At 63.2% G+C, this 24991-nt stretch carries 27 protein-coding genes; 7 read left to right on the top strand and 20 right to left on the bottom strand.

The genetic code is table 11. The annotated features are described in order from the left end of the window. Positions 1-26: 26 nt before the first annotated feature. The 4 genes from FIU89_RS13695 to FIU89_RS13680 are packed head-to-tail and all read right to left on the bottom strand — an operon-like array spanning position 27 to position 2891. Positions 27-278, bottom strand: a complete 252-nt coding sequence (locus FIU89_RS13695; protein ID WP_152493117.1) for a PepSY domain-containing protein — start codon at positions 276-278, stop codon at positions 27-29. 13 nt (positions 279-291) lie between these two features. Further along, entirely contained in the window at positions 292-741 is a 450-nt protein-coding gene (locus FIU89_RS13690) for a hypothetical protein (protein WP_103764963.1), read from the bottom strand. Between the two features lie 17 nt (positions 742-758). Then, the gene (locus FIU89_RS13685; protein ID WP_152493116.1) at positions 759-1733 is read right to left on the bottom strand and encodes a YVTN family beta-propeller repeat protein; all 975 of its coding nucleotides are present in this window, start codon (positions 1731-1733) and stop codon (positions 759-761) included. A 9-nt stretch (positions 1734-1742) separates the two neighbouring features. After that, positions 1743-2891, bottom strand: a complete 1149-nt coding sequence (locus FIU89_RS13680; protein ID WP_152494523.1) for an ABC transporter substrate-binding protein — start codon at positions 2889-2891, stop codon at positions 1743-1745. Positions 2892-3069: 178 nt separating this feature from the next. On the opposite strand from FIU89_RS13680, the gene FIU89_RS13675 reads away from it, so the two are divergent. The 4 genes from FIU89_RS13675 to FIU89_RS13660 are packed head-to-tail and all read left to right on the top strand — an operon-like array spanning position 3070 to position 5837. Beyond that, complete coding sequence (locus FIU89_RS13675) at positions 3070-3576, top strand: DUF3280 domain-containing protein (RefSeq protein WP_152493115.1); 507 nt, start codon at positions 3070-3072, stop codon at positions 3574-3576. Further along, positions 3573-4115, top strand: a complete 543-nt coding sequence (locus tag FIU89_RS13670) for an SRPBCC family protein (protein ID WP_152493114.1) — start codon at positions 3573-3575, stop codon at positions 4113-4115. Before FIU89_RS13675 ends, FIU89_RS13670 begins: the two co-directional genes overlap by 4 nt. Then, on the top strand, positions 4099-5031 hold the full coding sequence (locus FIU89_RS13665; protein ID WP_152493113.1) for a YncE family protein: 933 nt from the start codon (positions 4099-4101) through the stop codon (positions 5029-5031). Before FIU89_RS13670 ends, FIU89_RS13665 begins: the two co-directional genes overlap by 17 nt. Continuing rightward, positions 5028-5837, top strand: a complete 810-nt coding sequence (locus tag FIU89_RS13660) for a quinoprotein dehydrogenase-associated SoxYZ-like carrier (protein ID WP_152493112.1) — start codon at positions 5028-5030, stop codon at positions 5835-5837. The genes FIU89_RS13665 and FIU89_RS13660 overlap by 4 nt, the downstream gene beginning before the upstream one ends. Positions 5838-5886: 49 nt before the next feature. Here the strand turns inward: FIU89_RS13660 and FIU89_RS13655 are convergent, their stop codons facing one another. The 8 genes from FIU89_RS13655 to FIU89_RS13620 all read right to left on the bottom strand — a co-directional run bounded on the left by FIU89_RS13655 (position 5887) and on the right by FIU89_RS13620 (position 13919). Continuing rightward, positions 5887-7464, bottom strand: coding sequence for a hypothetical protein (locus tag FIU89_RS13655; protein ID WP_172978112.1), 1578 nt, complete (start codon positions 7462-7464; stop codon positions 5887-5889). 113 nt (positions 7465-7577) lie between these two features. Then, positions 7578-8033: a PQQ-dependent catabolism-associated CXXCW motif protein gene (locus FIU89_RS13650; protein WP_254701878.1), complete on the bottom strand. Its 456-nt coding sequence runs from the start codon at positions 8031-8033 to the stop codon at positions 7578-7580. Between the two features lie 86 nt (positions 8034-8119). Beyond that, the gene (locus FIU89_RS13645) at positions 8120-8905 is read right to left on the bottom strand and encodes a substrate-binding domain-containing protein (RefSeq protein ID WP_254701877.1); all 786 of its coding nucleotides are present in this window, start codon (positions 8903-8905) and stop codon (positions 8120-8122) included. A 67-nt stretch (positions 8906-8972) separates the two neighbouring features. Further along, positions 8973-9500, bottom strand: coding sequence for a c-type cytochrome, methanol metabolism-related (locus FIU89_RS13640; RefSeq protein ID WP_152493108.1), 528 nt, complete (start codon positions 9498-9500; stop codon positions 8973-8975). A 106-nt stretch (positions 9501-9606) separates the two neighbouring features. Next, entirely contained in the window at positions 9607-11406 is a 1800-nt protein-coding gene (locus FIU89_RS13635) for a methanol/ethanol family PQQ-dependent dehydrogenase (protein WP_152493107.1), read from the bottom strand. A 120-nt stretch (positions 11407-11526) separates the two neighbouring features. Then, a complete protein-coding gene (locus FIU89_RS13630) occupies positions 11527-11904 on the bottom strand; it encodes a cytochrome c family protein (RefSeq protein WP_254701876.1) in 378 nt (125 codons plus the stop codon). 52 nt (positions 11905-11956) lie between these two features. Then, a complete protein-coding gene (fghA, locus tag FIU89_RS13625; RefSeq protein WP_152494521.1) occupies positions 11957-12784 on the bottom strand; it encodes an S-formylglutathione hydrolase in 828 nt (275 codons plus the stop codon). A gap of 7 nt (positions 12785-12791) precedes the next feature. Continuing rightward, on the bottom strand, positions 12792-13919 hold the full coding sequence (locus FIU89_RS13620) for an S-(hydroxymethyl)glutathione dehydrogenase/class III alcohol dehydrogenase (RefSeq protein ID WP_152493106.1): 1128 nt from the start codon (positions 13917-13919) through the stop codon (positions 12792-12794). A gap of 163 nt (positions 13920-14082) precedes the next feature. On the opposite strand from FIU89_RS13620, the gene FIU89_RS13615 reads away from it, so the two are divergent. Further along, on the top strand, positions 14083-14697 hold the full coding sequence (locus FIU89_RS13615; RefSeq protein WP_152493105.1) for a hypothetical protein: 615 nt from the start codon (positions 14083-14085) through the stop codon (positions 14695-14697). Positions 14698-14700: 3 nt separating this feature from the next. On the opposite strand, the gene FIU89_RS13610 is transcribed toward FIU89_RS13615, so the two are convergent. Then, on the bottom strand, positions 14701-15732 hold the full coding sequence (locus FIU89_RS13610; RefSeq protein WP_152493104.1) for a quinoprotein relay system zinc metallohydrolase 2: 1032 nt from the start codon (positions 15730-15732) through the stop codon (positions 14701-14703). 107 nt (positions 15733-15839) lie between these two features. Here FIU89_RS13610 and FIU89_RS13605 point away from each other — a divergent pair, with 107 nt between their 5' ends. Further along, entirely contained in the window at positions 15840-16649 is an 810-nt protein-coding gene (locus FIU89_RS13605) for a quinoprotein dehydrogenase-associated SoxYZ-like carrier (RefSeq protein ID WP_152493103.1), read from the top strand. Between the two features lie 84 nt (positions 16650-16733). Here FIU89_RS13605 and FIU89_RS13600 read toward each other — a convergent pair whose 3' ends face one another. The 4 genes from FIU89_RS13600 to ectA are packed head-to-tail and all read right to left on the bottom strand — an operon-like array spanning position 16734 to position 20445. Further along, positions 16734-18167, bottom strand: coding sequence for an aspartate kinase (locus FIU89_RS13600; RefSeq protein ID WP_152493102.1), 1434 nt, complete (start codon positions 18165-18167; stop codon positions 16734-16736). Between the two features lie 4 nt (positions 18168-18171). Continuing rightward, complete coding sequence (locus FIU89_RS13595) at positions 18172-18573, bottom strand: ectoine synthase (RefSeq protein WP_152493101.1); 402 nt, start codon at positions 18571-18573, stop codon at positions 18172-18174. Between the two features lie 5 nt (positions 18574-18578). Further along, a complete protein-coding gene (gene ectB / locus FIU89_RS13590; RefSeq protein WP_152493100.1) occupies positions 18579-19868 on the bottom strand; it encodes a diaminobutyrate--2-oxoglutarate transaminase in 1290 nt (429 codons plus the stop codon). A 52-nt stretch (positions 19869-19920) separates the two neighbouring features. Then, positions 19921-20445, bottom strand: a complete 525-nt coding sequence (ectA, locus tag FIU89_RS13585) for a diaminobutyrate acetyltransferase (RefSeq protein WP_152493099.1) — start codon at positions 20443-20445, stop codon at positions 19921-19923. A gap of 246 nt (positions 20446-20691) precedes the next feature. Here ectA and FIU89_RS13580 point away from each other — a divergent pair, with 246 nt between their 5' ends. Continuing rightward, the gene (locus FIU89_RS13580) at positions 20692-21174 is read left to right on the top strand and encodes a MarR family winged helix-turn-helix transcriptional regulator (protein ID WP_152493098.1); all 483 of its coding nucleotides are present in this window, start codon (positions 20692-20694) and stop codon (positions 21172-21174) included. Between the two features lie 27 nt (positions 21175-21201). Here FIU89_RS13580 and FIU89_RS13575 read toward each other — a convergent pair whose 3' ends face one another. The 3 genes from FIU89_RS13575 to FIU89_RS13565 form a co-directional block, all read right to left on the bottom strand. Next, positions 21202-21645, bottom strand: coding sequence for a response regulator (locus FIU89_RS13575; RefSeq protein WP_254701676.1), 444 nt, complete (start codon positions 21643-21645; stop codon positions 21202-21204). A 2-nt stretch (positions 21646-21647) separates the two neighbouring features. Continuing rightward, complete coding sequence (locus FIU89_RS13570) at positions 21648-22799, bottom strand: PAS domain-containing sensor histidine kinase (RefSeq protein ID WP_152493097.1); 1152 nt, start codon at positions 22797-22799, stop codon at positions 21648-21650. Between the two features lie 124 nt (positions 22800-22923). Further along, positions 22924-24930 carry an ATP-binding protein gene (locus FIU89_RS13565; protein ID WP_152493096.1) on the bottom strand — a complete coding sequence of 669 codons (2007 nt, stop codon included), beginning with the start codon at positions 24928-24930 and terminating at the stop codon, positions 22924-22926. Between the last annotated feature and the right edge of the window lie 61 nt (positions 24931-24991).

Raw genomic sequence — 24991 nt, 5'->3', positions numbered from 1 at the left:
CTTCACTCCATGGGAGAACGGAGAATTTACTCAGCGCGGCGTTCGACCTCGTTCAGGTCGGCGTCGAGGACGATGTCGAACTGGTCGCCGCCCTTGCAGATGACGTCGTCAAGCTCGTAGCCGCCATCGTCTTCGGCTTCGATATCGTCGGGGTCCATCTGACATTCGACGGAGGCGAGCCAGGCCTCGATCTTTTCGACGGTTTCGGCGTCGACCGCGTCGTCATCGGCGAGGGCGGGCGAGGCGACCAGCGCCGCGATTGCGAAAATACGTTTCATTGTTGGGTCTCCGTTACTGGATGTTGAAAGTGACTTGTTGCGTTTCGCCGGTGGAGCCGGGGATGCGCAGGGTGTGACTGCCCGGCTTGATGGCGATGAAGGAAATCGTGGCCACGCCCGCCTTGTCGAATTCAAGGGAGTCGACGGCCATGGGGCGAATCTCGATCTGGTTGATGACGATTTCGTTCATCCAGATCGCGCGGAAGAAATCGCTGCCGGTGACGGCCAGCTCGGCCGAGCCGTCGGCGGTGATTTCAAGCGTGTAGTAGGCGCCGGATTGCAGGTTCACGGAGCCTGTTTCGTGCAGGGGCTGGCCCGAGGCGAGGGTGATCGGGATATCGTCGCCGCGATTGCAGGCGGCCAGCAGGCCGGCAAAGCCGAGGTCGTCGCAGAGCGGGGCTGCGGCGGCGGGGCCGGTGAGGCAGGTGGCGGCGGTGGCCGCGGCCATCATCAGTTTCTTCATCTTATCAGTCTCCTTCATTATTCGATGGTCACCACGCCCCAGGGTTGTTCGCCAACCTGGATGGAGCGCACGGCCTCTTCCTTGGCCACGTCGATGACGGTGATGTCGTTGGAATTGCCGTTGGTGGTCAGCAGGTATTTCTCGTCGGGCGTGAAATCGAGCTGCCAGACACGCTGACCCACGAGGATGTAATCGAGCACTTCGAGGCTTTGGGCATCGACCACGGCGACGCGGTTCGAGGGGCCGAGCGCCACGAAGAGGCGCTTGCCGTCGGACGTGACCTTGGCGCCCACGGGTTGCAGCCATTCGGGCTGCACGTTGGGAACCTCGAAGCTGATCTTCTCGATCAGGGTCGGCGTGCCGTCCTCGGCGATGTCCATGACGCTGACGGTGCCGCCGATCTCGGACGTCACGAACAGGCGCGTGCCGTCGGCGGTGTACTGGGCGTAGCGCGGGCGCTGGTCGACCAGGATGTTGTGCTTGATCGTGTAATCCTCGGTCGAGATGAAATGCGCCATGTTGGTCGTCTCGGAGGTGTTCACGACCCACTTGGCGTCGGGGCTCATGCCCATGCCTTCGGGTTCCACGCCCACGGGCACCTCGGCCAGCACGGTGCGGCTTTCGGTGTCGGTGACGGTCACCAGGTTGTCATCCTCGTTGGCGATATAAAGCCGCTTGCCCGAGGGTTCGATGATGAACAGTTCCGGGTCGGGGCCGGAGGGGAGCGAGGGCAGTTCCTCGTAGGTTTCCGAATCGAACACCCGGACGAGATTGTCGTCGGAGGCGCAGACATAGATCTTGGTGCCGTCGGGGCTGGCGGTGATGCCACGGGGGCGGTTGCCGGCGAAAAACTCGTCGATCACTTCCCAGGTTTCGGTGTCGACCACCGTGATGGTGTTGCCACGCTCGTTGGTCACGAAGGCCTTGCCGGCCAGCGCGGGCCCGGCGGCGAGCGCCAGGGCGGAGGTCAGAAGGAGTGCCTTGAGTTTCATGTGTTCCCCTTAGTTGCTGAAGGCCGTGCAGGCCGATTCCGGGCGATCGAGGCCGAGCGTGTCCTGCACGGCGTTCTGGTGCAGGAACCCTTCCTGCGGGCTGACGCTGACCGTGACGCGGTCGTCATAGAGCATGACCTGCTGGCGCATCTGGCCGTTCCAGTCGCGGAAGGTGACTTCCTGCCCCTTGAAGCCGGCCAGTTCGAACTGGTCGGAGAGCAGGTATTCCTTCACGCCGTCGGGCTCGGCGGTCTGGGCGCGGGTCACGGCCTCGCCCACCGCGCGCAGGGCGATCCAGACGTTGTAGTCGGCATCCTTGATGTAACGGCCCGCCAGGTCCTCGAACCGGGTCTGAAGCTGGGTCGCGCCGTAGGCTTCGTGGCCGCCATGCATCTGCACGGGGCGCAGACCGGCCGAGCCCATCACCGGGCGGGGGTCCCACAGGTGATAGGTGAGGTAGGCAGCGAAATAGTCGGTCTCGTCGGCGGTGATGACCAAGTCATGCTCGGGCAGGTCCTGCATGAAGGTGGGCAGCTGGCGCTGGACGAGCACATGGCCGGAATCCGTGCGGCGGGCACCGCCGGTGTCTTCGAACACGCGTTCCTCGACGATACTTGCGCCGAACTTGGTTGCGGCACGGCGATAGGCGTCGGCCAGCGCCTTGTCGGCGGGGTTGGAGCCGGAGATGAGCACCCAGCGCGGCCACTTCTTCCAGATGGCGAATTGCGCGATGGCGTCTGCCTGCTGGGCATAGCTGGTGGCGGTGTGCAGCAGGTTGGCGCGGCATTCCTCGTTGCGCATCGGCATGTCGCCTGCGCGGGCGTTGAAGACCAGCGCGCCATCCTCGGCGGCGCGGTCGGCGAGGCGCAAAACGTCCTCTTCCCGGGCGTGGATGACGATCAGGCGGATGCCGTCGGCAAGGATTTCATCGAGGGCGGCATCGGCGGTGTCGGGCGCGGCGGATTTCTGGATCGTCTCGTAGGTGTGGCCCATGAAACTGCCGGTGCTGTTGTTGTCCGAGTCGGCCAGGGCGGCGCCGGCGAAGCCCAGGTCCTCGGGCGCCTCGTCAAAGCGCGAGATGGGGCGCTGGACCTGGTAATCCACCCGCAGAACGGCGGCGCGGACGTCAATGGCCGCGGCTGTTCCTGCGGTGAAAATCAGCGTGGCGGCGCAGAGCAGCGCGGCCGCGAAAAGCGTCGCAAAACGGTTCAGCACTTTTTTCCTCCCTTACCGCGAGGTTGGTCCTCGCGGCCCGACCAATACCAATTGCCGTGTTTCGCAATAACTGTACGCAACGCAGAATGAAGGGCGACTCTTAACTTCTAAGAACGTCCGTATGCGATTGATATTGTTCCTGTTCCTGGCTTTCGCCCCGGCTGCGCACGCGCAAGGGGAGGTGGCCTTTTTCGGGCTGCATCTGGAGGACAGTTCGGACCAGACGACGCAATCCTCGGCGCTGATGTCCGAGGGGCCGGACGAGGCCGACCTGGCGCGGGTGACGATGCTTGAAGGGATGTTGGCAGAGCGATTCGAGGCAGAGGGCTATACGCTTTTGGACCTTGCGCCGGTGGCGGAGGAGTTGGAGCGCGTGAGCAACCCGGCGAGCTGTTACGGATGCGACATCCGCATGGCCGAGACGCTGGGCGCGGAGTTCATCCTTGTGGGCAAGATCAACATGGTGTCGCCTGTTCTTGTGTCCATCGCGGTGCAACTGAAGGATGCCGGCAGCGGCGAGATCGTAAAGGGCGGCAGCGTCAGCGTGCGCGGCAGCGCCGACGAGATCTGGGCGCGGGGGATGCGACAAATCTTGAAAAACCGAATCTTCAGGGAGGAAGATACATGAGAAGACGAGTGTTCATGGCCAGCCTGACGGCGCTGATGCTGCCGGGCATGGCGCTGGCGCACGGGCCGACGCGGCAGAAGGTGACGTTGACCACCGAGGTGGCGGCGGACCCGGCCGAGGTCTGGGAGGCGATCGGCAATTTCCAGGACATGTCCTGGCACCCGGCGGTGCATTCGACGGAAGGCGAGGGCGGAAACGAGGTTGACGCCACGCGCGTGCTGACGCTGGGCGAAGAGGGTGGCCCGACCATCGACGAGATCCTCTACAAGTACGATGCCGAGAAGATGACCTATTCCTACCGGATCACCGAGGTGGCGGTCGAGACGCTGCCGGTGACGAATTACTCGTCCCACCTGACGGTGAAGCCGCGTGACGGGGGCGGGTCGATCGTGGAATGGCGCGGCGCGTTCTATCGCGGCTATCCCAACAACGATCCGCCGCCCGAACTGAACGACGAGGCGGCGATTGCGGCCGTGAGCGGGGTCTACCAGGCGGGGCTGGATGCCCTGACCGAGCGGTTCGGTGCGCCGGGTTCTTGATGCGCTGGCGCTTTGCCTGGCCACGCCGGTGGCCGGGCAGACCGCCTTTGTCACCTGTCAGCCTGCCGATGCGTTGAGCGTGATTGACGTGGCCCGAGGGGCCGAGGTCGATCGCTGGGACGTGGCGGGCAAGCCTGCCGGGGTCGCCGTTGGTGGCGATGCGGTCTATTCCGTCTCCCCGGATACCAAGACCGTGCGGCGGTTTACGCCCACCGGCAGGCTTTTGAATGAAACGGTATTGGATGGCGGACCGACCGGCGTGGCGCTGGATGCCGCGCGCGGGCGGCTGTTCGTGTCGGACTGGTATAAAGCGCGGCTTTGGGTTCTGGACGCCGAAAGCTTGGAGGTTTTGCAGGAGCTGGAGACCGGGGCGGAGCCGGCGGGGATCGCGCTGTCGGGCGATGGGCGGTTCCTGGCCAGTGCCGAGAAGGATGCCGACCGGGTGTCGGTGTGGGATGCCGGGACCCTTGAGGTTTTGCACAGGGTCGGCGTGGGCGTGCGGCCCTATGGGTTGGGGTTTGCGCCGGACGGGCGGCTTTTCGTGGGCAACGTGGGCAGCAATGACGTGAGCGTCGTGGATGCCGAAGCCGGCGCTGTGCTGGCCACGGTGCCGGTGGGCGAGCGGCCCTATGGCGTTGCCTTCGCAGGCGGTCGGGCCTTCGTGACCAACCAGTATGCGAATTCCTTGAGCGTGATCGACCTTGAGACGCTCACGCAGGTGGAGGAGGTCGGCGTCGGCGAATATCCCGAGGGGATCGACGCCACGGCGGACGGGAGCCGCGTGGTCTTTGCCAACTGGTTCGAGAACACGGTGACCGTGATGGACGCCCGAACGCTGGACGTGATATATGACGTGGAGACATGCGACGGCCCGCGGGCCTTTGGCATATTCCTGTCGGGAGGAGGCACGGAATGATCGCAACATCCATGCGCGCGTTGAGTGCGCTGTGCCTGATGGCGGTGCCGGCATTGGCCGGGACATGGGAGGATCTGAGCGCCGAGATCTATGGCGAGCGGGCGCTCTTGGACGGCACACAGGTGATTGCCATCGACGCGCCGTATCGGACGGGCAACGACGCGCGCACGCAGCTGGCGGCGCAGGTGGTGGCGCCGGAGGGGGCCGAGATTGCCAGCGTGACGCTGGTGATCGACGAGAACCCGATGCCGGTCTCGGCGGTGTTTGACCTGGATTCCCCGCTGCCGGCGTTCTTTTTCGACGTGACCATGCGGATCAACGGGCCGACACCGATGCATGTCGTGGCCGAGACGACCGACGGACGGCTGTTCGTTGCCGAGGCCTTCGTCAAGACCTCGGGGCAGGGGGCCTGCGCGGCGCCGCCGGGCACCGATCCGGAGCTTGCGCTGGAAACACTGGGACAGATGGAAATCGAATTGGCCGGGCGTCTGACGGGCCTGGGGCAGAGTGCGGCGGACAAGCTGGCGAACCGTCTGAACCGGATGGACGTGGACATTTCGCACCCGTCGCATTCGGGGATGCAGATGGACCAGATCACGCTGCTGTTCTTGCCCATGCGCTATGTCGAGACGGTCGAGATCGACCTGGACGGCGCGGGATATGTCAAGATGACGGGGTCGATTTCGCTGTCGGAGAACCCGCAGGTGGCGCTGTCGGTGCCGAGCCGGGCGCAGGCGGTGGACGTGACCATGACGGATACCGATGGCACCGTCACCCACGCGCACAAGAAACTGACAGGATACTGAGACGGAGTGACCCCGGGCACGTGATGCGCCCGGGGTCATTCGTTCGTGTTTATTCGCAGGCTGTGGCGAAGCGTGCGGTGTTGTTCTCCACGGCTTCGACCGTCAGCATGCAGCCGTTTTCAAGCTCGACCTCGGAGCCCGACTCGGCGGATTGCACGTTGAAGCCGTTGACGGCAAAGCGCACGGTGTCGTCGGCGATGGAGCTGACGAAGATGCGGACGTCGCCATCGTTCAGGACCGCGGTGGAGCCGACGCCGAAGGTTTCGGTGTCTTCGCCTGACGCGGATCCACTGTCGCCGGAGCCTGAGCCGCCTTCGCTGAGCTGAGCCTCGAGCGCTGCGACACGTTCCTCGAGCGCGGCGATCTGGTCGGCGCTGGATTGCGTGCCCTCGGTGCTCTCGCTATCGCTCTCAGAGGAGGCTGCCTGTTCTTCGGAGCCTTCGCTATCGCTCTCGGAGGCGGCGGCTTGCTCTTCAGAGCCTCCGCTGTCGCTTTCGGACGCGGCGGCTTGATCTTCGGAGCCTTCGCTGCCGCTTTCGGATGCGGCGGCTTGATCTTCGGCACCTTCGCTGCTGCTTTCGGAGGCGGCTTGATCTTCGGCACCTTCGCTGCTGCTTTCGGAGGCGGCTTGTTCCTCGGAACCTTCGCTGTCGCTCTCGGATGCGGCGGCTTGTTCCTCGGAACCTTCGCTGTCGCTCTCGGATGCGGCGGCTTGTTCTTCGGAACCTTCGCTGCTGCTCTCGGATGCGGCGGCCTGTTCCTCGGAACCTTCGCTGTCGCTCTCGGATGCGGCGGCTTGGTCTTCTGAGCCTTCGCTGCCGCTTTCGGATGCGGCGGCTTGTTCCTCGGAACCTTCGCTGTCGCTCTCGGATGCGGCGGCTTGTTCTTCGGAACCTTCGCTGCTGCTTTCGGAGGCGGCTTGTTCCTCGGAACCTTCGCTGTCGCTCTCGGATGCGGCGGCTTGTTCTTCGGAGCCTTCGCTGCCGCTTTCGGAGGCGGCGGCTTGGTCTTCGGAGCCTTCGCTGCCGCTTTCGGATGCGGCGGCTTGTTGCTCGGAACCTTCGCTGTCACTCTCGGATGCGGCGGCTTGGTCTTCTGAGCTTTCGCTGTCGCTTTCGGAGGATGCGGCCTGTTCCTCGGAGCCTTCGCTGCTGCTCTCGGATGCGGCGACTTGTTCTTCGGAGCCTTCGCTGTCGCCTTCGGATGCGGCGGCTTGTTCCTCGGAACCTTCGCTGTCGCTCTCGGCGGCGGCTGCTTGGTCTTCGGAACCTTCGCTGTCGCTCTCGGATGCGGCTGTTTGGTCTTCTGAGCCTTCGCTGTCGCTCTCGGCCGAGGCGGCTTGGTCTTCTGAGCCTTCGCTGTCGCTCTCGGCGGAGGCGGCTTGGTCTTCGGAACCTTCGCTGTCGCTCTCGGCGGCGGCGGCTTGGTCTTCGGATCCTTCGCTGTCGCTCTCGGAGGCGGCGGCTTGGTCTTCGGAGCCTTCACTGTCGCCTTCGGCGGCGGCATCTTCCTCAGAGGTTTCGCTGCTGGCCTGGGCGGTCTGGTCGCCCAGCGGTTCGGGTTTCGGGCGCAGGGCTGCCACTGCCAGAAGCACGGCGACGGCCGCGATCAGGACCCCGTAAATCAACTTGTCATTCAATGTTTCCACTCCCAGGTCTAAGTGTTTTCGTTGCGTGAGTCGTTTCCGAACCATATGGGACGACCCGGCCAAACGGCAAATTCAAGGCGCCAATTCGCCTGTCAGGGGGCGGGGAAAGGCTTGATTTCTTTCAACGGAAAATCCTGAAACGCCCACCCGTCCGTACCATCGGGGAACCAGTAGACCTGCGAATGGTTCCATTCGATCGCACGTTTTGCGGCATTCCAGCTCATCCAGCAGTCGGCCAGGCAGAAGAACACGACCGGGCGGTCCGGGTCGCCACCCGTGGCGTGGTCGAGGCCAGCGCGGAAATAATCGGCGGTGATATCGGCCAGCGCGCCGTAGCCCACGTTGGGCAGCCAGATCGCGCCGGGGATGCTGGGGCGCGGCTTGTCGCGCCAGATGGTGCCCTCGGGCAGGTTATCGGGCTTGGGTGCGCGGGGCAGGACGTCGATGAAGGCAGCTTCGTCAGCTTCCCACAGGGCATGGGCTTCTTCGGCGTCGATGACGGTGCCGCCCTCAAGCGTGGCTGGCACAGGGGCGCGGTAATGGTCCATGCGGTAGTCGGAGGGTTCAGGGACGTCCTGGGCCGTGGCTGCGGCGGCGGCCCCGGCCGCGAGGGCGAGGGCCGCCAAAAGCTGTTTCACTGTCCCGTTTCCAGCATCTCGTTGCCCATGTCGCTGACCAGCGGCACGCCGGCGTCGGTCAGGAGCGCGTTGATCTCGTCCTGGTGGCGGCGGATGAGCGAATTGAGCTCGCGCTGCCAGACCTTTTCGCCCTGCCGCACGCCCATGGTGATGCGGAAGAAGAGGCGCGGGGGCAACTCCTCGTTTATGAGGGGGATGACCTTCATGCCGGGATACTCGGCTTTGACCAGCGGTCCACCCAGCGGACCCCAGAGGATGGCGGCGTCGATATTGCCGGCCTTGAGGTCGTCGAGCATGTTGGTGGCGGGGTTCTCGTGCCGGCGGTCGACCACGAGGTTGTAGGGCTTGGCCTTGCCAATGAGCCCGTGGCGCGCGAGATGCGCCGAGGGGGGCGTGCCGGCGATGATGCCGATGCGGGTGCCTTTCAGAGCGTCGTCGGTGAGGGTCTCGACCGAGGCGAGCGGGCTGTCCTGCGGGACGATCAGGGTATAGACCGAGCTGAAGTAGTGGTTGGTGTTCAGCACCAGTTCGTGGCCCTGCGCGTAGCCCATCACGATGTCGCAGCGCTTGACCTTCAGCGTGTTGCGGATGAACCCCGTGGCCTGCGGATACCAGGTGTATTGCACCGGCAGGTCCAGCTTGGAGGCGATGAGCTCGGCCAGCTCGTTTTCGTACCCCGTGCCCTTCTTGGTGGACATGGGATAATTGGCCGGATCGGCGCAGACGCGCAGTGCGTTCTGCGACACGAGATCGGAGGTCTGGGCCGTCGCCGGCCCGGACATCAGCAGCGCCGAAAAGCAAAGCGCCGCCAACCCGGTGAGGCGGGCGGCGGCGCGCAATGCTGCGGATTTAGCCCATGCAGGCATCTTCATCCTCTTGGATCGATTCCGACTTGGCCTGTTTCGAGCCGGGGCGTCCGCGCGGGACGGCCTCCATGCCGCGGGCCTTGAGATAGACGTAGATGTCGTCGAGATAGCACATCACGTTCGGGTTGTCGCCGAAGTGGGGCATGACGGAGTTGCCGTTGCCGCGGCCGTTCACGACCACGTCGTAGAAATCGTAATAGCCCATGTGGACGGCGGAATTCTTGACCTTGGGGGCGTAGGACGAGCCTTCGCCATCGGGGCCGTGGCACACGTGGCATTCGGCGTGATAGCGGCGGAAGCCCGAGAAGGTCATCCAGTCGACGGTGCCGTCCTCGGTCACGTTGTAGGTGGGCACGTCTTCTTCGTTGTAGTAGCGCCCGCCTTCTTCGTAGGCGACGGTCTCGTCGTGGTTTGCAGGATCGACCGGCTGATCGCTCCAGTTCTGAGCCGAGGCGGTGATCGGCAGTGCGATCAGGGCCGAGGCGAGTGTCAAGCGGAGTCCGGTGCTCATGATGCGGTCATACCTTTCCTGTTTTTGGTACTGATTATGCGTCGTTTATCTTGGGCACGGGGCCGGCCTTCCCGAAGGAGGACCGGCCCCGGCTGTTGCGTTTCGCTTAGTCCGGCAGAGCGAACACGGTCAGCTGACCACCCAGTGCGGTGTAGTCGCTGAGAGCGGCGTAGCCACCCACGGCGCCCAGACCGTCGTTGGGGTTGGTCAGACCGGCCGCGAGACCGATGCCGGCCCAGCCACCGACGCCCGAGAGGACGGCGACATACTGTTTGCCGTCGCGCTCGTAGGTCATCACGTTGCCGATGATGCCCGAGGGCGTGCGGAACTTGTAGAGTTCCTCACCCGTGGAGGTGTCGACCGCCTTCAGGTATCCTTCGAGCGTACCGTAGAAGGTGATGCCACCGGCGGTGGTCAGAGCACCGGACCAGACCGAGAACTGCTCGGGGTTGGACCACTTGATCTCGCCGTTGATGTTATCCCAGGCGATGAAGTTGCCCATGCCGCCATGGCTGTCCGGGGCAGGGTACATCGACAGGGTCGCGCCCACATAGGGCTGACCTGCGGTGTAGCTGACGCGGAACGGCTCGTAGTCCATGCAGACGTGGTTGGTCGGAACCAGGAACAGCTGGGTTTCCGGGTCGTAGGCCGCGGGCTGTTGGTCCTTGGTGCCAAGCGCCGCCGGGCAGATGCCGGTGGAGTTGACGTCTTCGCCGTTCTGCTCGGTGGAGTATTGCGCCACCACTTCAGGACGACCGTAGGTGTCGGACTCGGGGTCCATGTCGACGCCGGAGGTCCAGTTCACGACCGGGTCGTACTTTTCGGCGACCAGAAGTTCACCCGACACACGGTCCATCGTGTAGGCCAGGCCGTTACGGTCGAAGTGGGTCAGAAGCTTGCGCTCCTCGCCGTCAATTTCCTGCTCCGTGAGGATCATTTCGTTGACGCCGTCGTAATCCCACTCGTCATGCGGGGTCATCTGGTAGAACCACTTGGCCTCGCCCGTGTCGATGTCGCGGGCCATGACGGTCATGGACCAGCGGTTGTCGCCGGGACGCTGCGAGGGGTTCCACGTCGACGGGTTGCCGGTGCCGTAGTACATCAGGTTCTCTTCGAGATCCGCCGAGTACCAGCCCCAGGTGGTGCCGCCGCCGATTTGCCACTGGTCGCCTTCCCAGGTGTTGGTGCCGGAGTTTTCGCCGACAGGCTCGCCCAGGTGGGTCGTGTTCTCGGGGTCCACGAGGATGTCCTCGTCGGGGCCCATCGAGTAGGCGCGCCAGGCCTGGGTGCCGTCCGACATGTTGTAGGCGGTCACGTGACCGCGCACGCCGAACTCGCCGCCCGAGATGCCGACGATGACCTTGTCCTTGACCGGAAGCACGGTCGCGGTGTTGGTCTCGCCGATGGACGGGTCGCCGTTGACGACTTCCCATTCGACCGAACCGTCGTCGGCATTGAGCGCCACGACCTTGGTGTCGGCCTGGTGCAGGAAGATCTTGCCGTCGGCATAGGCCACACCGCGGTTGACGGTGTCACAGCACATCACCGGAATGACGTCCGGGTCCTGCTTGGGCTCGTACTTCCACTTGATCTTGCCTTCGTCGGCCAGATCGAGCGCGTAGACGATGTTGGGGAAGGGCGTGTGGACATACATGGTGTCGCCCACGACGAGCGGCGAGCCTTCGTGACCGCGCAGAACGCCGGTCGAGAAGGTCCATGCGACCTGCAGGTCACCCACGTTTTCCTTGTTTATCGAATCCAGCTTGGAATGGCGCTGGTTCTTGTAGTCGCCCGTCTGGATCGCCCATTGAGTGGGGTCGTCCATCTGCGTGACAAGGTCGTCGTTGGCGACGGCCATGCCAGCGCAGAGCGCCAGACCCGAGGTTAAAAGCATAAGCTTCTTCATTGTAGTCCTCCCATGTAAGCAGCGGTTTGCCGCTGCATTGGAATGGTCGATGATCGACCGTTAAAGCGGGGATCCCAAGCTCTCTCCTTCCTGGAGCCCCCGCGTCTCGGACGTGCCGCGTTATTCGCCCGTGGAGGCGAGGTACGCGATCACGTTCATTCTTTCTTCCTCCTTGCGCAGACCGGCAAAGGCCATCTTGGTGCCCTTGGCATAGTCACGCGGTTTTTCAAGAAACGCCGCCAGTTCTTCGGGCGTCCATTCCTTGCCCTCGGCACCCATCTCGGCGAGCACGTCGGAATAGTCGAAATCCTCGTTCGCCGCGACGGGCGCGCCAACGATGCCGGTCAGCACGGGGCCGACCTTGTTCTTGGCGCCTTCGCCGACGGCGTGGCAGGCCATGCATTTGCGGAACACTTTTTCACCGGCTTCGGCGTCGCCTTCGACGTCTTGGGCAAAGCCCAGGGCGGGCGTGGTTGCCAGGATGCTGGCGGCGAGGATGGTACGGATGGTCAAGTTGATGTCTCCCTAGTCAACAGTGTCAGTACACACATCAGTGATGCAGGCGGTCGGCGTGCCACGCGACGTGGTCGGCGGCGAAGGTCTGCACAAAGAAATACGAATGGTCATAGCCCGGCTGGATGCGGATCTGGCCGGGCTGGCGGCGTTTGGCCATGGTGTCGGCCAGCGCCTCGGGTTTCAGCAGGTCGAGGAACTGGTCGCTCGATCCCTGGTCGATCAGGACGTCGCCCTTCCAGCCGTGTTCTTCCAGCAGAAGGGTGGAATCGTGCTGCGCCCAAGTGCTTTCGTCGTCGCCCAGATAGGCGCTGAGCTGTTTGCGGCCCCAGTCCGAGCGGGTTGGGTTGGCGATGGGGGCAAAGGCCGAGAGCGACTCGAACTTGTCGGGGTTGCGCATGGCGATGGTCATGGCGCCATGCCCGCCCATCGAGTGCCCGGTGATGCCGTGACGGTCCTGCACCGGCTGGGTTTCCGCGATGATCGAGTAAAGCTCGTTCACGATGTAGTCGTACATCCGGTAATGCTGCCGCCACGGGTCGCAGGTGGCGTTGACGTAAAAGCCCGCCCCTTGGCCCAGATCGTACGCCTCGTCATCGGCCACGTTCTCGCCCCGGGGCGAGGTGTCGGGAAACACGAGCGCGATGCCTTCGCGCGCTGCGTGTTCCTGAAAGCCGCCCTTGGTCATGGCGTTTTCGTGGTTGCAGGTCAGGCCCGATAGGTACCAGAGCACCGGAACCGGGCCATCCTTGGCCTGCGGAGGCTGGTAGACGGCGTAGGTCATCTCGCAGGCACAGGTGTTGGAACTGTGCTTGTAGACGACCTGTTCGCCGCCGAAGCTCCTGTTCTGAGAGACGACCTCGATGGACAAATCAGAACTCCACCACCGCGCGGATCGACTTGCCTTCGTGCATCAGTTCGAACCCGTGGTTGATCTCTTCCAGCTTGAGCTTGTGGGTGATCATGGGGTCGATCTCGATCTTGCCGTCCATGTACCAGTCGACGAATTTCGGCACGTCCGTCCGGCCCTTGGCGCCGCCGAAGGCAGTGCCTTTCCAGACCCGGCCGGTGACCAGCTGGAAGGGGCGGGTGGAGATTTCGGCGCCCGCGGGGGCCACGCCGATGATGACCGAGCAGCCCCAGCCGCGGTGCGAGCATTCCAGCGCGTCGCGCATCACCTGCACGTTGCCGGTGGCGTCGAAGGAGTAGTCCACGCCGCCGATCTGGTCGTTGCCCCGTTTGGTCATATTCACGATCTCCTGGACCGTGTTGTCGACCTTGGTGGGGTTCACGAAATGGGTCATGCCGAACTTCTTGGCCATCTCGGCCTTGTCGTCGTTCAGGTCGACGCCGATGATCATGTCGCAGCCCGCCATGCGCAGGCCCTGGATCACGTTGAGGCCGATGCCGCCGAGGCCGAAGACCGCCGCGGTGGAGCCGATCTCGACCCCGGCGGTGTTGATCACCGCGCCGATGCCGGTGGTGACGCCGCAGCCGATATAGCAGATCTTGTCGAAGGGCGCGTCCTCGCGCACCTTGGCCAGCGCGATTTCGGGCATGACCGTGTGGTTGGCGAAGGTCGAGCAGCCCATGTAGTGATGGATGGGCGTGCCATCGAGCATCTTGAACCGCGTGGTGCCGTCGGGCATCAGGCCCTGGCCCTGCGTGTTGCGGATCGCGGTGCAGAGGTTGGTCTTGCCCGACAGGCAGGACGCGCATTCGCGGCATTCGGGCGTGTAGAGCGGGATCACGTGATCGCCGGGTTTGAGCGTGGTGACGCCTTCGCCCACTTCCATCACGACGCCCGCGCCTTCATGGCCCAGGATGGCGGGGAAGATGCCCTCGGGGTCGTCGCCCGAGCGGGTGAATTCGTCGGTGTGGCACAGGCCAGTGGCCTTGATTTCCACCAGAACCTCGCCGGCCTTGGGGCCTTCGAGTTCGACTTCCATAATTTCCAGTGGTTTGCCGGCCTCGAGGGCCACGGCAGCTTTGGTGCGCATGATAGTGTATTTCCTCCCGTTCGCGCCGCAGACAGGCACGTGAATCAAGGTTATGGTAGGGGGCGGCCATGCCGCCGCACAATTAGTACCTTGGTTGGTATTCCATTGTGAACCCTTGCCGGGGATGGATGGGCATGTTCCCATGGGACCAAGGGAGGACCGTATGAGGACGCTGGTTTCAACGGCATTCGCCGCCGTCATGGGCACCGCCGCGCCATTGGTGGCGGCGGATTTTTCGGACCCGACATGGCCCTGCGTTCAGCGCAAGGTCGAAGAGCTGTCGCTGGGGCTGATGTGGCCCATCGCGCTGCCGGAGGACGAGGTCGAGGATTCGGCGCTGGCGGCGGATATCCGGGACCTTGCCGGCACGCTGGCCGTGCGACGGCTGGAGATGGACGCGTTGCGGCAGGCGGCGGAGGATTTTGCCGGGCGCTGGCCGGCGGACAGGGCGGACAATCTGGGCCGGGTGTTCGCGCAGACGTTCAAGTCGCTCAACACCCGCCGGTCGCGGATCATCAACGGGATCGCGGATTTCTCGCTGGGGCAGATCGCGCTGGCCGAGAAGATCGACGAGATGCGGCTGGAGATGGACACCGCCCTGGAAGCGGACGCGCCGGATTACGACCGGATCGACGCGCTGGAGGAAAAGCTGGACTGGGACCAGGTGATTTACTCTGACCGGCAGCAGTCCATCACCTACCTGTGCGAGACGCCGCAGCTGATCGAAAAGCGGCTGTTTGCCATCGCGCAGATGCTGCAGGACGTGGCCAAGGACTAAGCTCTATTCCCATTCCAGTTCGGTAAAGGCGACGGTGGCGTTGCGGGGATTGTAGGCCTCGAAAAGCTGCCATTTGTCCGCCTCGCTGTCCGCGATCGTGGTGACGGCATCGCCAAGGCGGGTGCCGTTCGCAATGGCGGCGCGGGTGTCGTCGCGCAGGGTTTCCAGATAACGGCGCTGGTCCTTTGCGCCTTCGGGCCAGTCCAGCACCGGGCCGCCATGCCCCGGCACGATGCGGGCGATGTCCAGTGTTTGCAACTGTTCCAGCACGTCGAGCCAGCCCAGCACGCTGCCGTCAAGGGCGGGGGTGTGCAGGTGGAAGACGAGGTCGCCGGTGAAAAACGTGCCGGTTTCCTGGTCCAGCACGGTCAGGTCGTTGCCGGTATGCGCGGTGGGCCATGCGTGCAGGGTGAGGATGCGCCCACCGAGGTCGATCTGCATCGGCGCGTCGGGCTCTACGGTGATGTCCGCGTCCGGTGCGGTGGAGCCGGCGAAGGCGGGGCCGATGAGGCGCGTGAGGCTTTCCGCGTAATTGGCCTGCCGGTCGGCCAGCGCGCGGGGCAGGGTGGCGTGGGAGACGATCTTGGCCCCGGTGGTGCGAAAGGCGTCGGTGCCCAGCACGTGATCGGGATGCGTATGGGTCAGGATGACGTGGCTGACGGGCTTGTCGGTGTGCTGGCGGATGGCGCGCCAGAGCGACTCGCCGATCCAGCGGGCGGAGCCGGTGTCGATCACCGCGACGCTGTCGGCGCCCAGGATGAAGCCGAGATTGGCGACATCGCCGCGATTGTCCTGGTCGGGTTCCTCGATCCGGCCCAGATGGGCGAAAACGCCCGGTGCGACCTCGGTTATCTCGAGCGCGGGGCCGATGGGGACACAGCGCGGGTCGTCGTATTTCCGTGAAAGATCGGGCAGTTGCGCCTCGCACGCGGCCTGCGTGGGAGTCTCGTACCCCGCCAGCAGCATATCGCGGCAGGCCGGGGCGGCCCCGCCAGAGGCAAGCGCAAGACAGGTTGTGACGACGACTTCGAACATGGGCGAAGGATGCCACACGCGATTGTGAGGTCCATGCCCCATTTCGTATAAGTGGATTTTGCCGCCGTTTCGTGGCATAACACGGTCGCATTACGGGAGGAGACCGTATGAGACATGCAATTGCATCCGTCCTGGCGCTGGGCCTTGCGGCATCTGCTGGTTGGGCTGAGGAGGCGGTCAAGAACCCCTTGACCGAAAGCCCGACCTGGCAGGATCTGCGCCATGACGTTCTGGGCGAGGCCACGCTGGAGGAGGCGGAGGGCCCGCTCAGCCTTAACGCGCCGTACCGCGCCCATGACGCGGCGACCGTGCCGGTGCACCTGAAGCAGACAGATCCCGACGCGCAGATCACGTCGGCCACCGTGGTGATCGACGAAAACCCGGCGCCGGTGGCTGGTGAATTCGCGTTCGGGCCGGGCATGGGACCGCTCGATTTCGAGATGCGGGTGCGGGTGAACCAGTATTCCAACGTGCGCGTGATCACCGAGACCGAGGACGGTCTTTACATGACCGGGCGGTTCGTCAAGGCGTCGGGCGGGTGTTCGGCCCCGGCCTCGAAAGACCCCGAGCAGGCGCTGGCGGGCATGGGGCAGATGAAGCTGCGCAGCTTCGGCGAGACGGCGGCGGTATCGACGCCCCGGCGCGAGGCGCAGATCATGATCCGGCATCCGAATTATTCGGGGCTGCAACGAGACCAGATCACGCAGCTGTTCATCCCGGCGCATTTCATCGACACGATCGAGGTGCGGCAGGGTGACGAGATGCTGTTCACGATGACGGGGGGGATTTCGATCTCGGAAAACCCGTCGTTCCGGTTCTTTTACAATGACAACGGGTCGACCGACCTGACGGTGAAGGCCACGGATACCGAGGGCAACGTGTTCGAAAGCACCTTGCCTAAATCGCTGGACGGCTGAGCCGGGCGTCCTTTTCGGAATGCAAAAAGCGCGTGCCGGGATGTCGGCACGCGCTTTTCTCTTTTCATTGGGGCAAGGGCTCTGTCAGGCAGCGATGGTGATGTCAGACTTTTTTGCAGGGTCGGACGCCTTGCCGAAGAACACGTCGTGCAGCGCCTTGATCGCCGGGTCGCGGTCTTCGCGTTCAAGGATGAACTGCGTGTCGACGTGGCGCGGACCCTGGGTGGCCCCGAGCGAGGCCATGCCGTTGTCGTCCAGCGCCTGAAGGCCGCGTTGCAGGGTGCTGAGCCCGTCGAGATCGCGCCCGATGACGGAGACCAGGGCAAGCTTGCGGTTGCGGATCTCGGACTGGGGGTACTTCTCGGCCAGGTCGTCGGCCACCTTGCGCATGGCCTTGACCGATGCGTCCACGTAATGCGTGATGGTGTTGGCGTTCGACGCTTTCGACACGATGCGCACGTCATGACGCGTCAGGGTGTCGAGGATGGCGGCGTCGTAGCCTTTGACGCCGACCATGTCCTGTTCGAACACTTCCAGCGCGATGATATCAAGGCCCGTGACCATTTCGACCGCCGGTGTGTCGGCAGGCTGGTCGTCGATGACCGTGCCGGGCTCATCCGGCTCGAACGCGTTGGTGACGCGCAGGGGCACGCCGGCCTGGCGCAGGGTCTTGGCGGCGGAGGGGTGGATCGCCTCCATCCCGAGATTGGCCATCTGGTCGGCCACGTCGTAGTTGGTGTGACCCAGGGTGCGGACGTTCTCGGCGCCGACCAGCTTGGGGTCGGCAGAGGAGAGGTGGAACTCCTTGTGGATGATGGCTTCGCGCGCGCCGGTGAGGGCGGCCATCTGGGAAAACGTGACCTCGGAATAGCCGCGGTCGAATTCCTTCATCAGGCCCTCGCGGCATTGGGCATAGCCGGTGACGATGGGCATTTCGGTGGCGGGGTCGATGCTGGCCATGGCGTTGTTGATGCGCTCGTCCAGCGTCACCTCGCCATCCTCGCGCCAGCCGGTCAGGTCCACGGCGCGGGCGTCGACGCCGGCGCGTTTCAGGACCAGAGCGGCCACGTGGGCACTGTGCGCCTCGCCGAGACCGGACAGCAGTTCGCGAATGTGCATCAGGTGCGCGTTCAGCCGGAAATGGCCGTAGGAGCACAGGCGCTGCAGGTCGATCAGGCAGTTGCGCGCGCCCTCGATCCGTTCGTTCACGAAGGCCGTCGCCTGAGCGATGTCCTCCGGGTGCTCAAGCACATCCTCGTGCGCCTTGATCATGGCGCGACAGGCGTCGGTCAGCGCGGCGTGCCAGCCGTGGTCGTCCTCGGCATTGGCGAAGGCGGCATAGGCGCCATCCTCGCCCGTCTTCTTGTGCTCCAGCAGCATATCGGTGATGCCACCGAAGGCGGAGACCACGAAGATGCGGCCATACTGCGGCTCGCCGTTCTTGATGAACAGGGTGTCGCGCAGTTCGTGCAGGCGGGACATGGACGTCCCACCGATTTTTTCCACTGTGTGGGTCATTAGTTCACGCCTCGGCGGTTTCGGGCGCCGCGTAAGAGCCATCTTCGCGATGGACTTCGTTGCCGGTGACCGGCGGGTTGAAGCAGCAGGCCATCACAAGCTCTTCGGTGGCGCGCAGGACGTGGCGGTCGTGCTTGTCCAGCGCATACATCACCCCGGGTTTGATCTCGTGCGTTTCGCCGGTGGCGATGTCGGTGATCGAGCCGGTGCCTTGCATACAATAGACGCTCTCGAAGTGGTTCTTGTACTCGAACGTGTGTTCGGACCCGGCCTCGAGGAAGGTGATGTGGAACGAAAAGCCCATGTTGTCGTCGGCCAGCAGCATCCGAACGCTTGTCCAGTTGGCGTCCGAGACCACGCGGTCTTTTTCGTTTTCGGTGATCTTGTTGAAGTCTCTGACGATCATTTCGGTTACTCCGCTGCGATGTTGTGGCCTTCGACGCAGGTCGAGGCGGCTTTTTCCAGGATGTCGAGGCCCTTTTCGAACAGCTCGACCGGGATGGTGAGCGGTGCAAGCACCTTGACCACCTCGTCGAAGCTGCCGGAGGTCTCGATGATCAAGCCGTTGCGGAACGCTTCGCCGCAGATCTGTTCGGCCAGCTCGCCCGAGCCCACATCGACGCCGCGCATCATGCCGCGGCCCTTGAGCCTGGCGCCTGGCACCATGTCGGCGATGCGTTGCAGGCGGGTCTCGAGGATCTTTGCTTTCTCGGCGATCTCGTTCTTGAACGTGTCGTCGGACCAGAACTTCTCGAGCGCGACGCGGGCGGTGACGAAGGCATGCGTGTTGCCGCGGAACGTGCCGTTGTGCTCGGCCGGTTTCCAGATGTCGAGGTCGCGACGGATCAGCAGCGCGGCGAACGGCAGGCCAAAACCGGACAGCGATTTCGCCAGCGGGATCATATCGGGTTCGACATCCATGTCGTCGAAGCTGAAGAAGCTGCCGGCGCGGCCGATGCCGGCCTGGATGTCATCGACGATCAGAAGGGTGCCGTGTTTCTTGGCCAGGCGGCCCAGGCGTTCGACCCATTCCTTCGACGCTGCGTTGAGGCCGCCTTCGCCCTGCACCAGTTCCACCAGGAACGCGGCGGGGGCTTCGACACCGGACGAGGGGTTGTCGAGCATCATTTCCATCTGGGCGATCGTGTCGACGTCGTCGCCGAACGCGCCTTCGTAGGGCATCCGGTTCACGTCGGGAAGCGACACGCCCCCCGCGCCACCACGTTTTCCGGCATTGCCGGTCGCGGCCAGGGCGCCCATGGTCATGCCGTGGAACCCGTTGGTGAAGGCGATGATGTCGCGCCGGCCTGTGACCTTGCGGGCAAGCTTCAGCGCGGATTCGACGGCGTTGGTGCCGGTCGGGCCGGTCATCATGATCTTGTGATCCATGCCGCGCGGCTCGAGGATCAGCTTCTCGAACGTCTCGAGGAACTGCGCCTTGGTGTCGGACATCATATCGAGCCCGTGGGCGATGCCGTCATTCGAGATGTGCTCGAGTAGCGCCGCCTTCATGTCGGGATCGTTATGGCCGTAGTTCAGCGAGGAACAGCCGGCCAGGAAGTCGATATAGGTGCGACCGTCCACATCAGTCATTTCGGCGCCGGATGCGGAGGTGAACACCGTGTCGAACCCGCGGCAGTAGCTGCGGGCTTCGGATTCGCGGCGTTCAAACACAGCTTTGGGTGAGGTATGCGTAGACATTACGACCTCTCTTTCGGAATTGAATGTGAGGGGAAAACCGTGCGGCCCTGGGTCAGGCCGCCTTTGCAAACTCTTCGGCGAGCGTAATGGTTACGAGGTTTTCAGTCTTGCTTTGACCGTTAAAATGCTCGTCCTTTTCGTAATACGCCTGAGCGTCGAGTTTGGTTCCGAACTCGTCGGTGAATTTACGGAAAAGCGCCCAAGAGGCGTCGTTATCCGAGGTGATCGTGGTCTGGATGCGCGTCACGCCTTCGCAAGCCTCACGCTCCAGCGCTTCTTTCAGCATCAGGGAACCCAAGCCCATGCCACGTGCCGTCTCGGACACGGCGACCTGCCAGACGAACAGGGTCTCGGGGTCGCTCGGCATCACGTAGGCCGACACCCAACCGACCGGCTGACCTTCGATCTCGGCCAGTACGCACGTGTCTGCGAAATGATCGCACTGGATCAGGTTGCAGTACATCGAGTTCTCGTCGAGCGGCTTGCACTCACGGACGAGCTCCCAGATCTCCGAGCCGTCGGTCGGCTCGGGGCTTCGCAGGGTCGGGATCGTTTCTTTCGCAAGGTCGCGGGGCATGGTTTGGTTCTCCGATTTGCTTTGGCAAACAAAGTAGCACTGGGGCGGGGGTGCTTCAAGAGGCTAAGCATATTTTTTGTGAAGATGATCGGAATGGCCGAATTGGCCTTGTTTTTAAGGTAAATGGGGGAAATTTACTTTGGTACTCGCAGGGGGTCGTTATTAGTTAGTCTAACTACATAGGGCTTCACAAAACGATTTTTCGGATATATGTTTAGCTATCCAAACGAAACGCAAAAGGTAGGAATGGACCGCATCGATACCTCATTAGTCGCACTCAGACGCATCCTCCGCGCGACCGACCGTTTCGGCCGCGAGGTGAAGGAATCTGCCGGCGTGACCCCGGCGCAGTTTCGTGTGTTGCAGATCATCGGCGAGACCGGGCAGGCGACCGCGACGGCGATTTCATCGCGGATGCGCGTCACCCAGGCCACGGTCACGTCCCTGGTCGACAAGCTCGTCGGCGAAGGCATGGTTCTGCGCGAGAAGTCGACGCGCGACCGGCGCCAGACCAATATCCATCTGACCACGAAGGGCAGGGAGACGCTGTCCAGGGCCCCGGACCCCCTGCAACAGCGCTTCGTGCGCAAGTTCTCGGTCATGGAGGACTGGGAACAGGCGATGCTGGTGTCGAGCCTGGAGCGCGTGGCGGCCATGCTGGATGCCGACGAGATAGATGCCGCGCCGGTCCTCGACTCGGGCGATTTCAAGAATCTGTCTGACGCCTGACGGCGCGCTCTGAGGCCGTCGAGGGCGTCAGGACTGGATGGCTTTTTGCCAGATCTCTTTAATCTGAGACGCGAGCAGCATCGGGTCCACCGGCTTGGTGATGACCGCGGCCGCGCCTTTCCGGCGCAATTCCTGCGAAAAGGAATCCTCCGCCTTGGCGGTCAGGAACACTGTCGGGACAGTCGCGAGCCCGGGCTGCTGCGTGATCAGTTTCCAGACTTCCTCGCCGGACATGTCGGGCATCATCATGTCAAGGAGCAGCATTTGCGGTTGCACGGATGCGGCCGCCTCGACGGCCTCCTGCCCCGACGCAAATTGATGAACGTTGAACGAACCGACTGTTTCCAGGGACATCTTGATGATGACGCGGATATCGGCGTCGTCGTCGACGTGCAGGATCGTTTCAAGAGGTTTACTCATTACGCTGATTTCCTCGGACTCTTTGGCAGGAAATTCCACGATAGTTGTCATGTTCATGCTCTCGCAACCCCGCGTGTTTCAATCGGATCGGTCCAGAGCACCAGATGCGCGGGGATGCGGAACTGGAACGTGCTGCCCTGGCCCACTTCGGACGTGAACGAGACAGGGTAGTCGAGACGCTTGAGGATGGCGTCGACGATGGCGAGCCCCAGCCCGGTGCCGGGCCGTTTCGTGCCGTCGCTGGCGCGGGCCTGCGAGAAGGGTTTGAACAGCATTCGAGTCTGATCCTGGGTGATGCCCGGGCCTTCGTCGGAGACGGATACGACAATGCCGCCGTCCTCTTGCTCAAGACCGAAACGCACGGTCGCGCCGGCAGGTGAGTACTTGATGGCGTTGGAGGCGAAGTTCGTGATGACCTGCGCAATGCGGTCGGAGTTGCCCATGACCATCGCACCGCGCAGGTCGCTGGAGATCTCGAGCTCGATGTCATGTTCGAAGGCGGTGCCGGACACCAGTTCCACCGTGTCATTGAGGCATTCGATGATGTCCATCTCGGCGATCGAGAAATCCATCTTGTCGCTGTTGATCTTCTCGAGATCGAGGATGTCGTTGACGATCGAGAGCAGGCGATCGGTGTTGCGCACGGCGATGTCGACCACGCTTTGCGTCTTGTCGTCGAGATCGGCGACGACGCCGGCCTTGAGCAGACGCAGCGCGCCGTGGATGGAGGTGAGTGGGGTGCGCAACTCGTGGCTGACGGTCGATACGGTCTGCACCTTTTCAAGCTCCAGGCTCTTGCGACCCGTGATGTCGCGCAGGACGGAGACGAAGAAATCTCCCTCGTCGGTGGTGCGGATCAGGCGCGTGGAGACCTCGATAGGGCCGGTAAAGTGCGTCAGTTCCAGGGTGATCGTGTCGAGCTCGCCATTGAAAAGGGGGATCGCGGCGCGAAAGAAGGCCTTTTTGTTGAAGGTGGCTGCAGTGTCGCTGATGGTTTTCTCGCGAGCCTCTTCCCTGGTCCAGCCGTGCCGGTCGAGGGCGGCCGCGTTCATGTAGCGGATGCGCAGGGAGTCGCTGCTGTACACGTAGACGCCGTCGTGGAGCGACTCGAGAATGGTTTCAAGAAATGCGAGCTCGGTGGGCGACCTGTCGAGCCCGGGGTGCCCGGTGCTTGCGTGCCTTTGTGGTTTAGACGTCTGTTGCATAGAAGCCCTTTCGAGTCCCGCTGGAAGTCGACAAAACCAGGGTAGCTGAACGCCATGGTGCCGATTGGGCCGGAACGTGGAAAACTTTAGGCAATGTCATAATGATATCCTCTTCCCGCATAACTCACGCGGCGATCTCCAGGGCCTTTGATTTGATGGGTAAAGTGATGCTGAAAGTGCTGCCGTGACCGATTTCGCTTTCGACCGCGACGGAACCGCCGTGAAGTTCGATCAGTTCGCGCGTGATCGCGAGGCCCAGTCCGGCGTCGGAATTGCGCCGGGTGACGGAAGTGTCGACCTGCACGAACTGGTGGAAAATCTGGTCCAGCTGGTCTGCCGGGATGCCGCATCCGGTGTCGCGCACGTGGATGCGCAGATGCGTCTCGTCATGGTCGGATGAGATGTGGACTTCGCCGGTCTGGGTGAACTTGATGGCGTTCCCCACGACGTTGATCAGCGCCTGGCGCAGGCGCTTGGGATCGGCGCTGATGGGCAGGGAGGCAATGTCGGAGGTCAGCGCGATTCCCTTCTCGGCGGCCTTGATTCCAAGGCTGGAGGTCACGGTGCCGACCACCTCCTTTATGTTCAGTGTTTCGATCTCGAGCTCGACCGTCTCGGCCTCGAGCTTGGCGCGATCGAGCACGTCGTTGATCAGCGCCAGCAGGTGGTCGCTGGACGTGGTGATGCGGCCGGACATGCCAGTCACCTCGTCACGCAGAACCTTGAGCGCCTTCAGGCGTTCCGGGCCGGACGCATCATCGCGCAGCTTGCTGTCGAGCGCCTTGTAGCCCGGCAGGACATCCACGTTTTCGAGGAACCGGGCATACCCGATGACCGAGGTCAGCGGCGTGCGCAGTTCGTGACTGATGATGTTGAGGAAGTTGTTTTTCGCCTGGTTCGCCGCCTCGGCCTTTTCGCGGGCCTGCTTGAGTTCGGTGATATCGACACGGAACCCGACCGTGTTGCCGTCGGGCGAGCGGGTTTCGGCCACTTTCAACCAGCGTCCGTCGCCCAGCTTCTGCTCCATCGGCGCGGTCGGATTTGCATGTTTAGCGAGACGTTCCTCGAGCCACTCTTCTTCGCGGCCGATGGCATCGGTGTACTGGCCGTTCCTGAGGCCCTCGCGCAGGATGTCCTCGAAGGTGTTGCCCGGGACGATCGCGTCGCGCGACAGTTCGTAGTAGGACAGGTATTTCTCATTGGCAAAGACAAGGCGGTCGCGTGAATCATACAAGGCGAACCCGTCTTCGATGGAATTGATTGCCGAGCGCAGCTGGCTTTCGGCGGCACGCTTGGATCGGTACATGGTCCAGAGTGCCAAGATCATGGCGCCCAGGAAACCGATGGCGAGAAAGCTGAGCGCCCATACCAGGTTCTTCATCCCGCTCCCGGTGGGCCAGCCAGCGGTGGGGACAAGGCCAATCTGCCAAGTGCTGCCGTCGGCAATGACGTGGCGCAGGACGGGCCTGTTGGCGAAAGTCTCTTGCGAACCGTAGAGCATGTTAATCGGATGCTGGTCATCGCCCAGGCTGCGGATCGCGATGTCATATAGCATGAAACCGTGGCTCTGGGAAATCTCGGTCAGCAGGCGGTCGCGGTCGATGACGATCGACACGATACCCGTGGCAATGCGGGACATGTCGCTGTCGTTCGAAGCGTAGTACGGCATTCGTTGAATGAAGGCCTGTCCACCCTGAACGAGATCCACGGGTCCCTGCAACGAGGCCTCGCCGAACTGCAAAGCCTTGTCGACGCCGAGCAACTGCTGCGGCACGAGGCGGTAATCCAGACCGATCGCCTTTTCATTGCCGACGACCGGATAGATCTGTTCCACGACGTAACCGCGCGACCGTCCGACCACGAGGATCGCGGGCGTCCGCGCGATCAGGGGCGCAACCAGGGCGCCGAAGCCTTCCTGCGTGACATCGGGGGATTGTTCGATCGCGTGGCGGATAGCGCGGGTGATGACATCGACTTGGGTCAGTTCGCGTTGCAATGCAGTTGCGATTGCGTCCGCGTCATCATGCGCTTCGTCATGCGCGGCTTGTCGCGCAAGGTTGAGAAGGTGCGCATTGATCTTGCTGGCCGCAAGCGCGGTCAGAGCCAGAACGAGCATGATCGTGAGTGACACCGATATCCAGCTTTCGCGATATCGGCAGATGTTCCAAAGTCTTTCTACTCGTTCATCCACA

The sequence above is a fragment of the Roseovarius sp. THAF27 genome (assembly GCF_009363655.1).
GTDB lineage: Bacteria > Pseudomonadota > Alphaproteobacteria > Rhodobacterales > Rhodobacteraceae > Roseovarius.
Note: the sequence above shows the minus strand (reverse complement) of the source record. Positions and strands in the feature narration are given on the sequence as shown.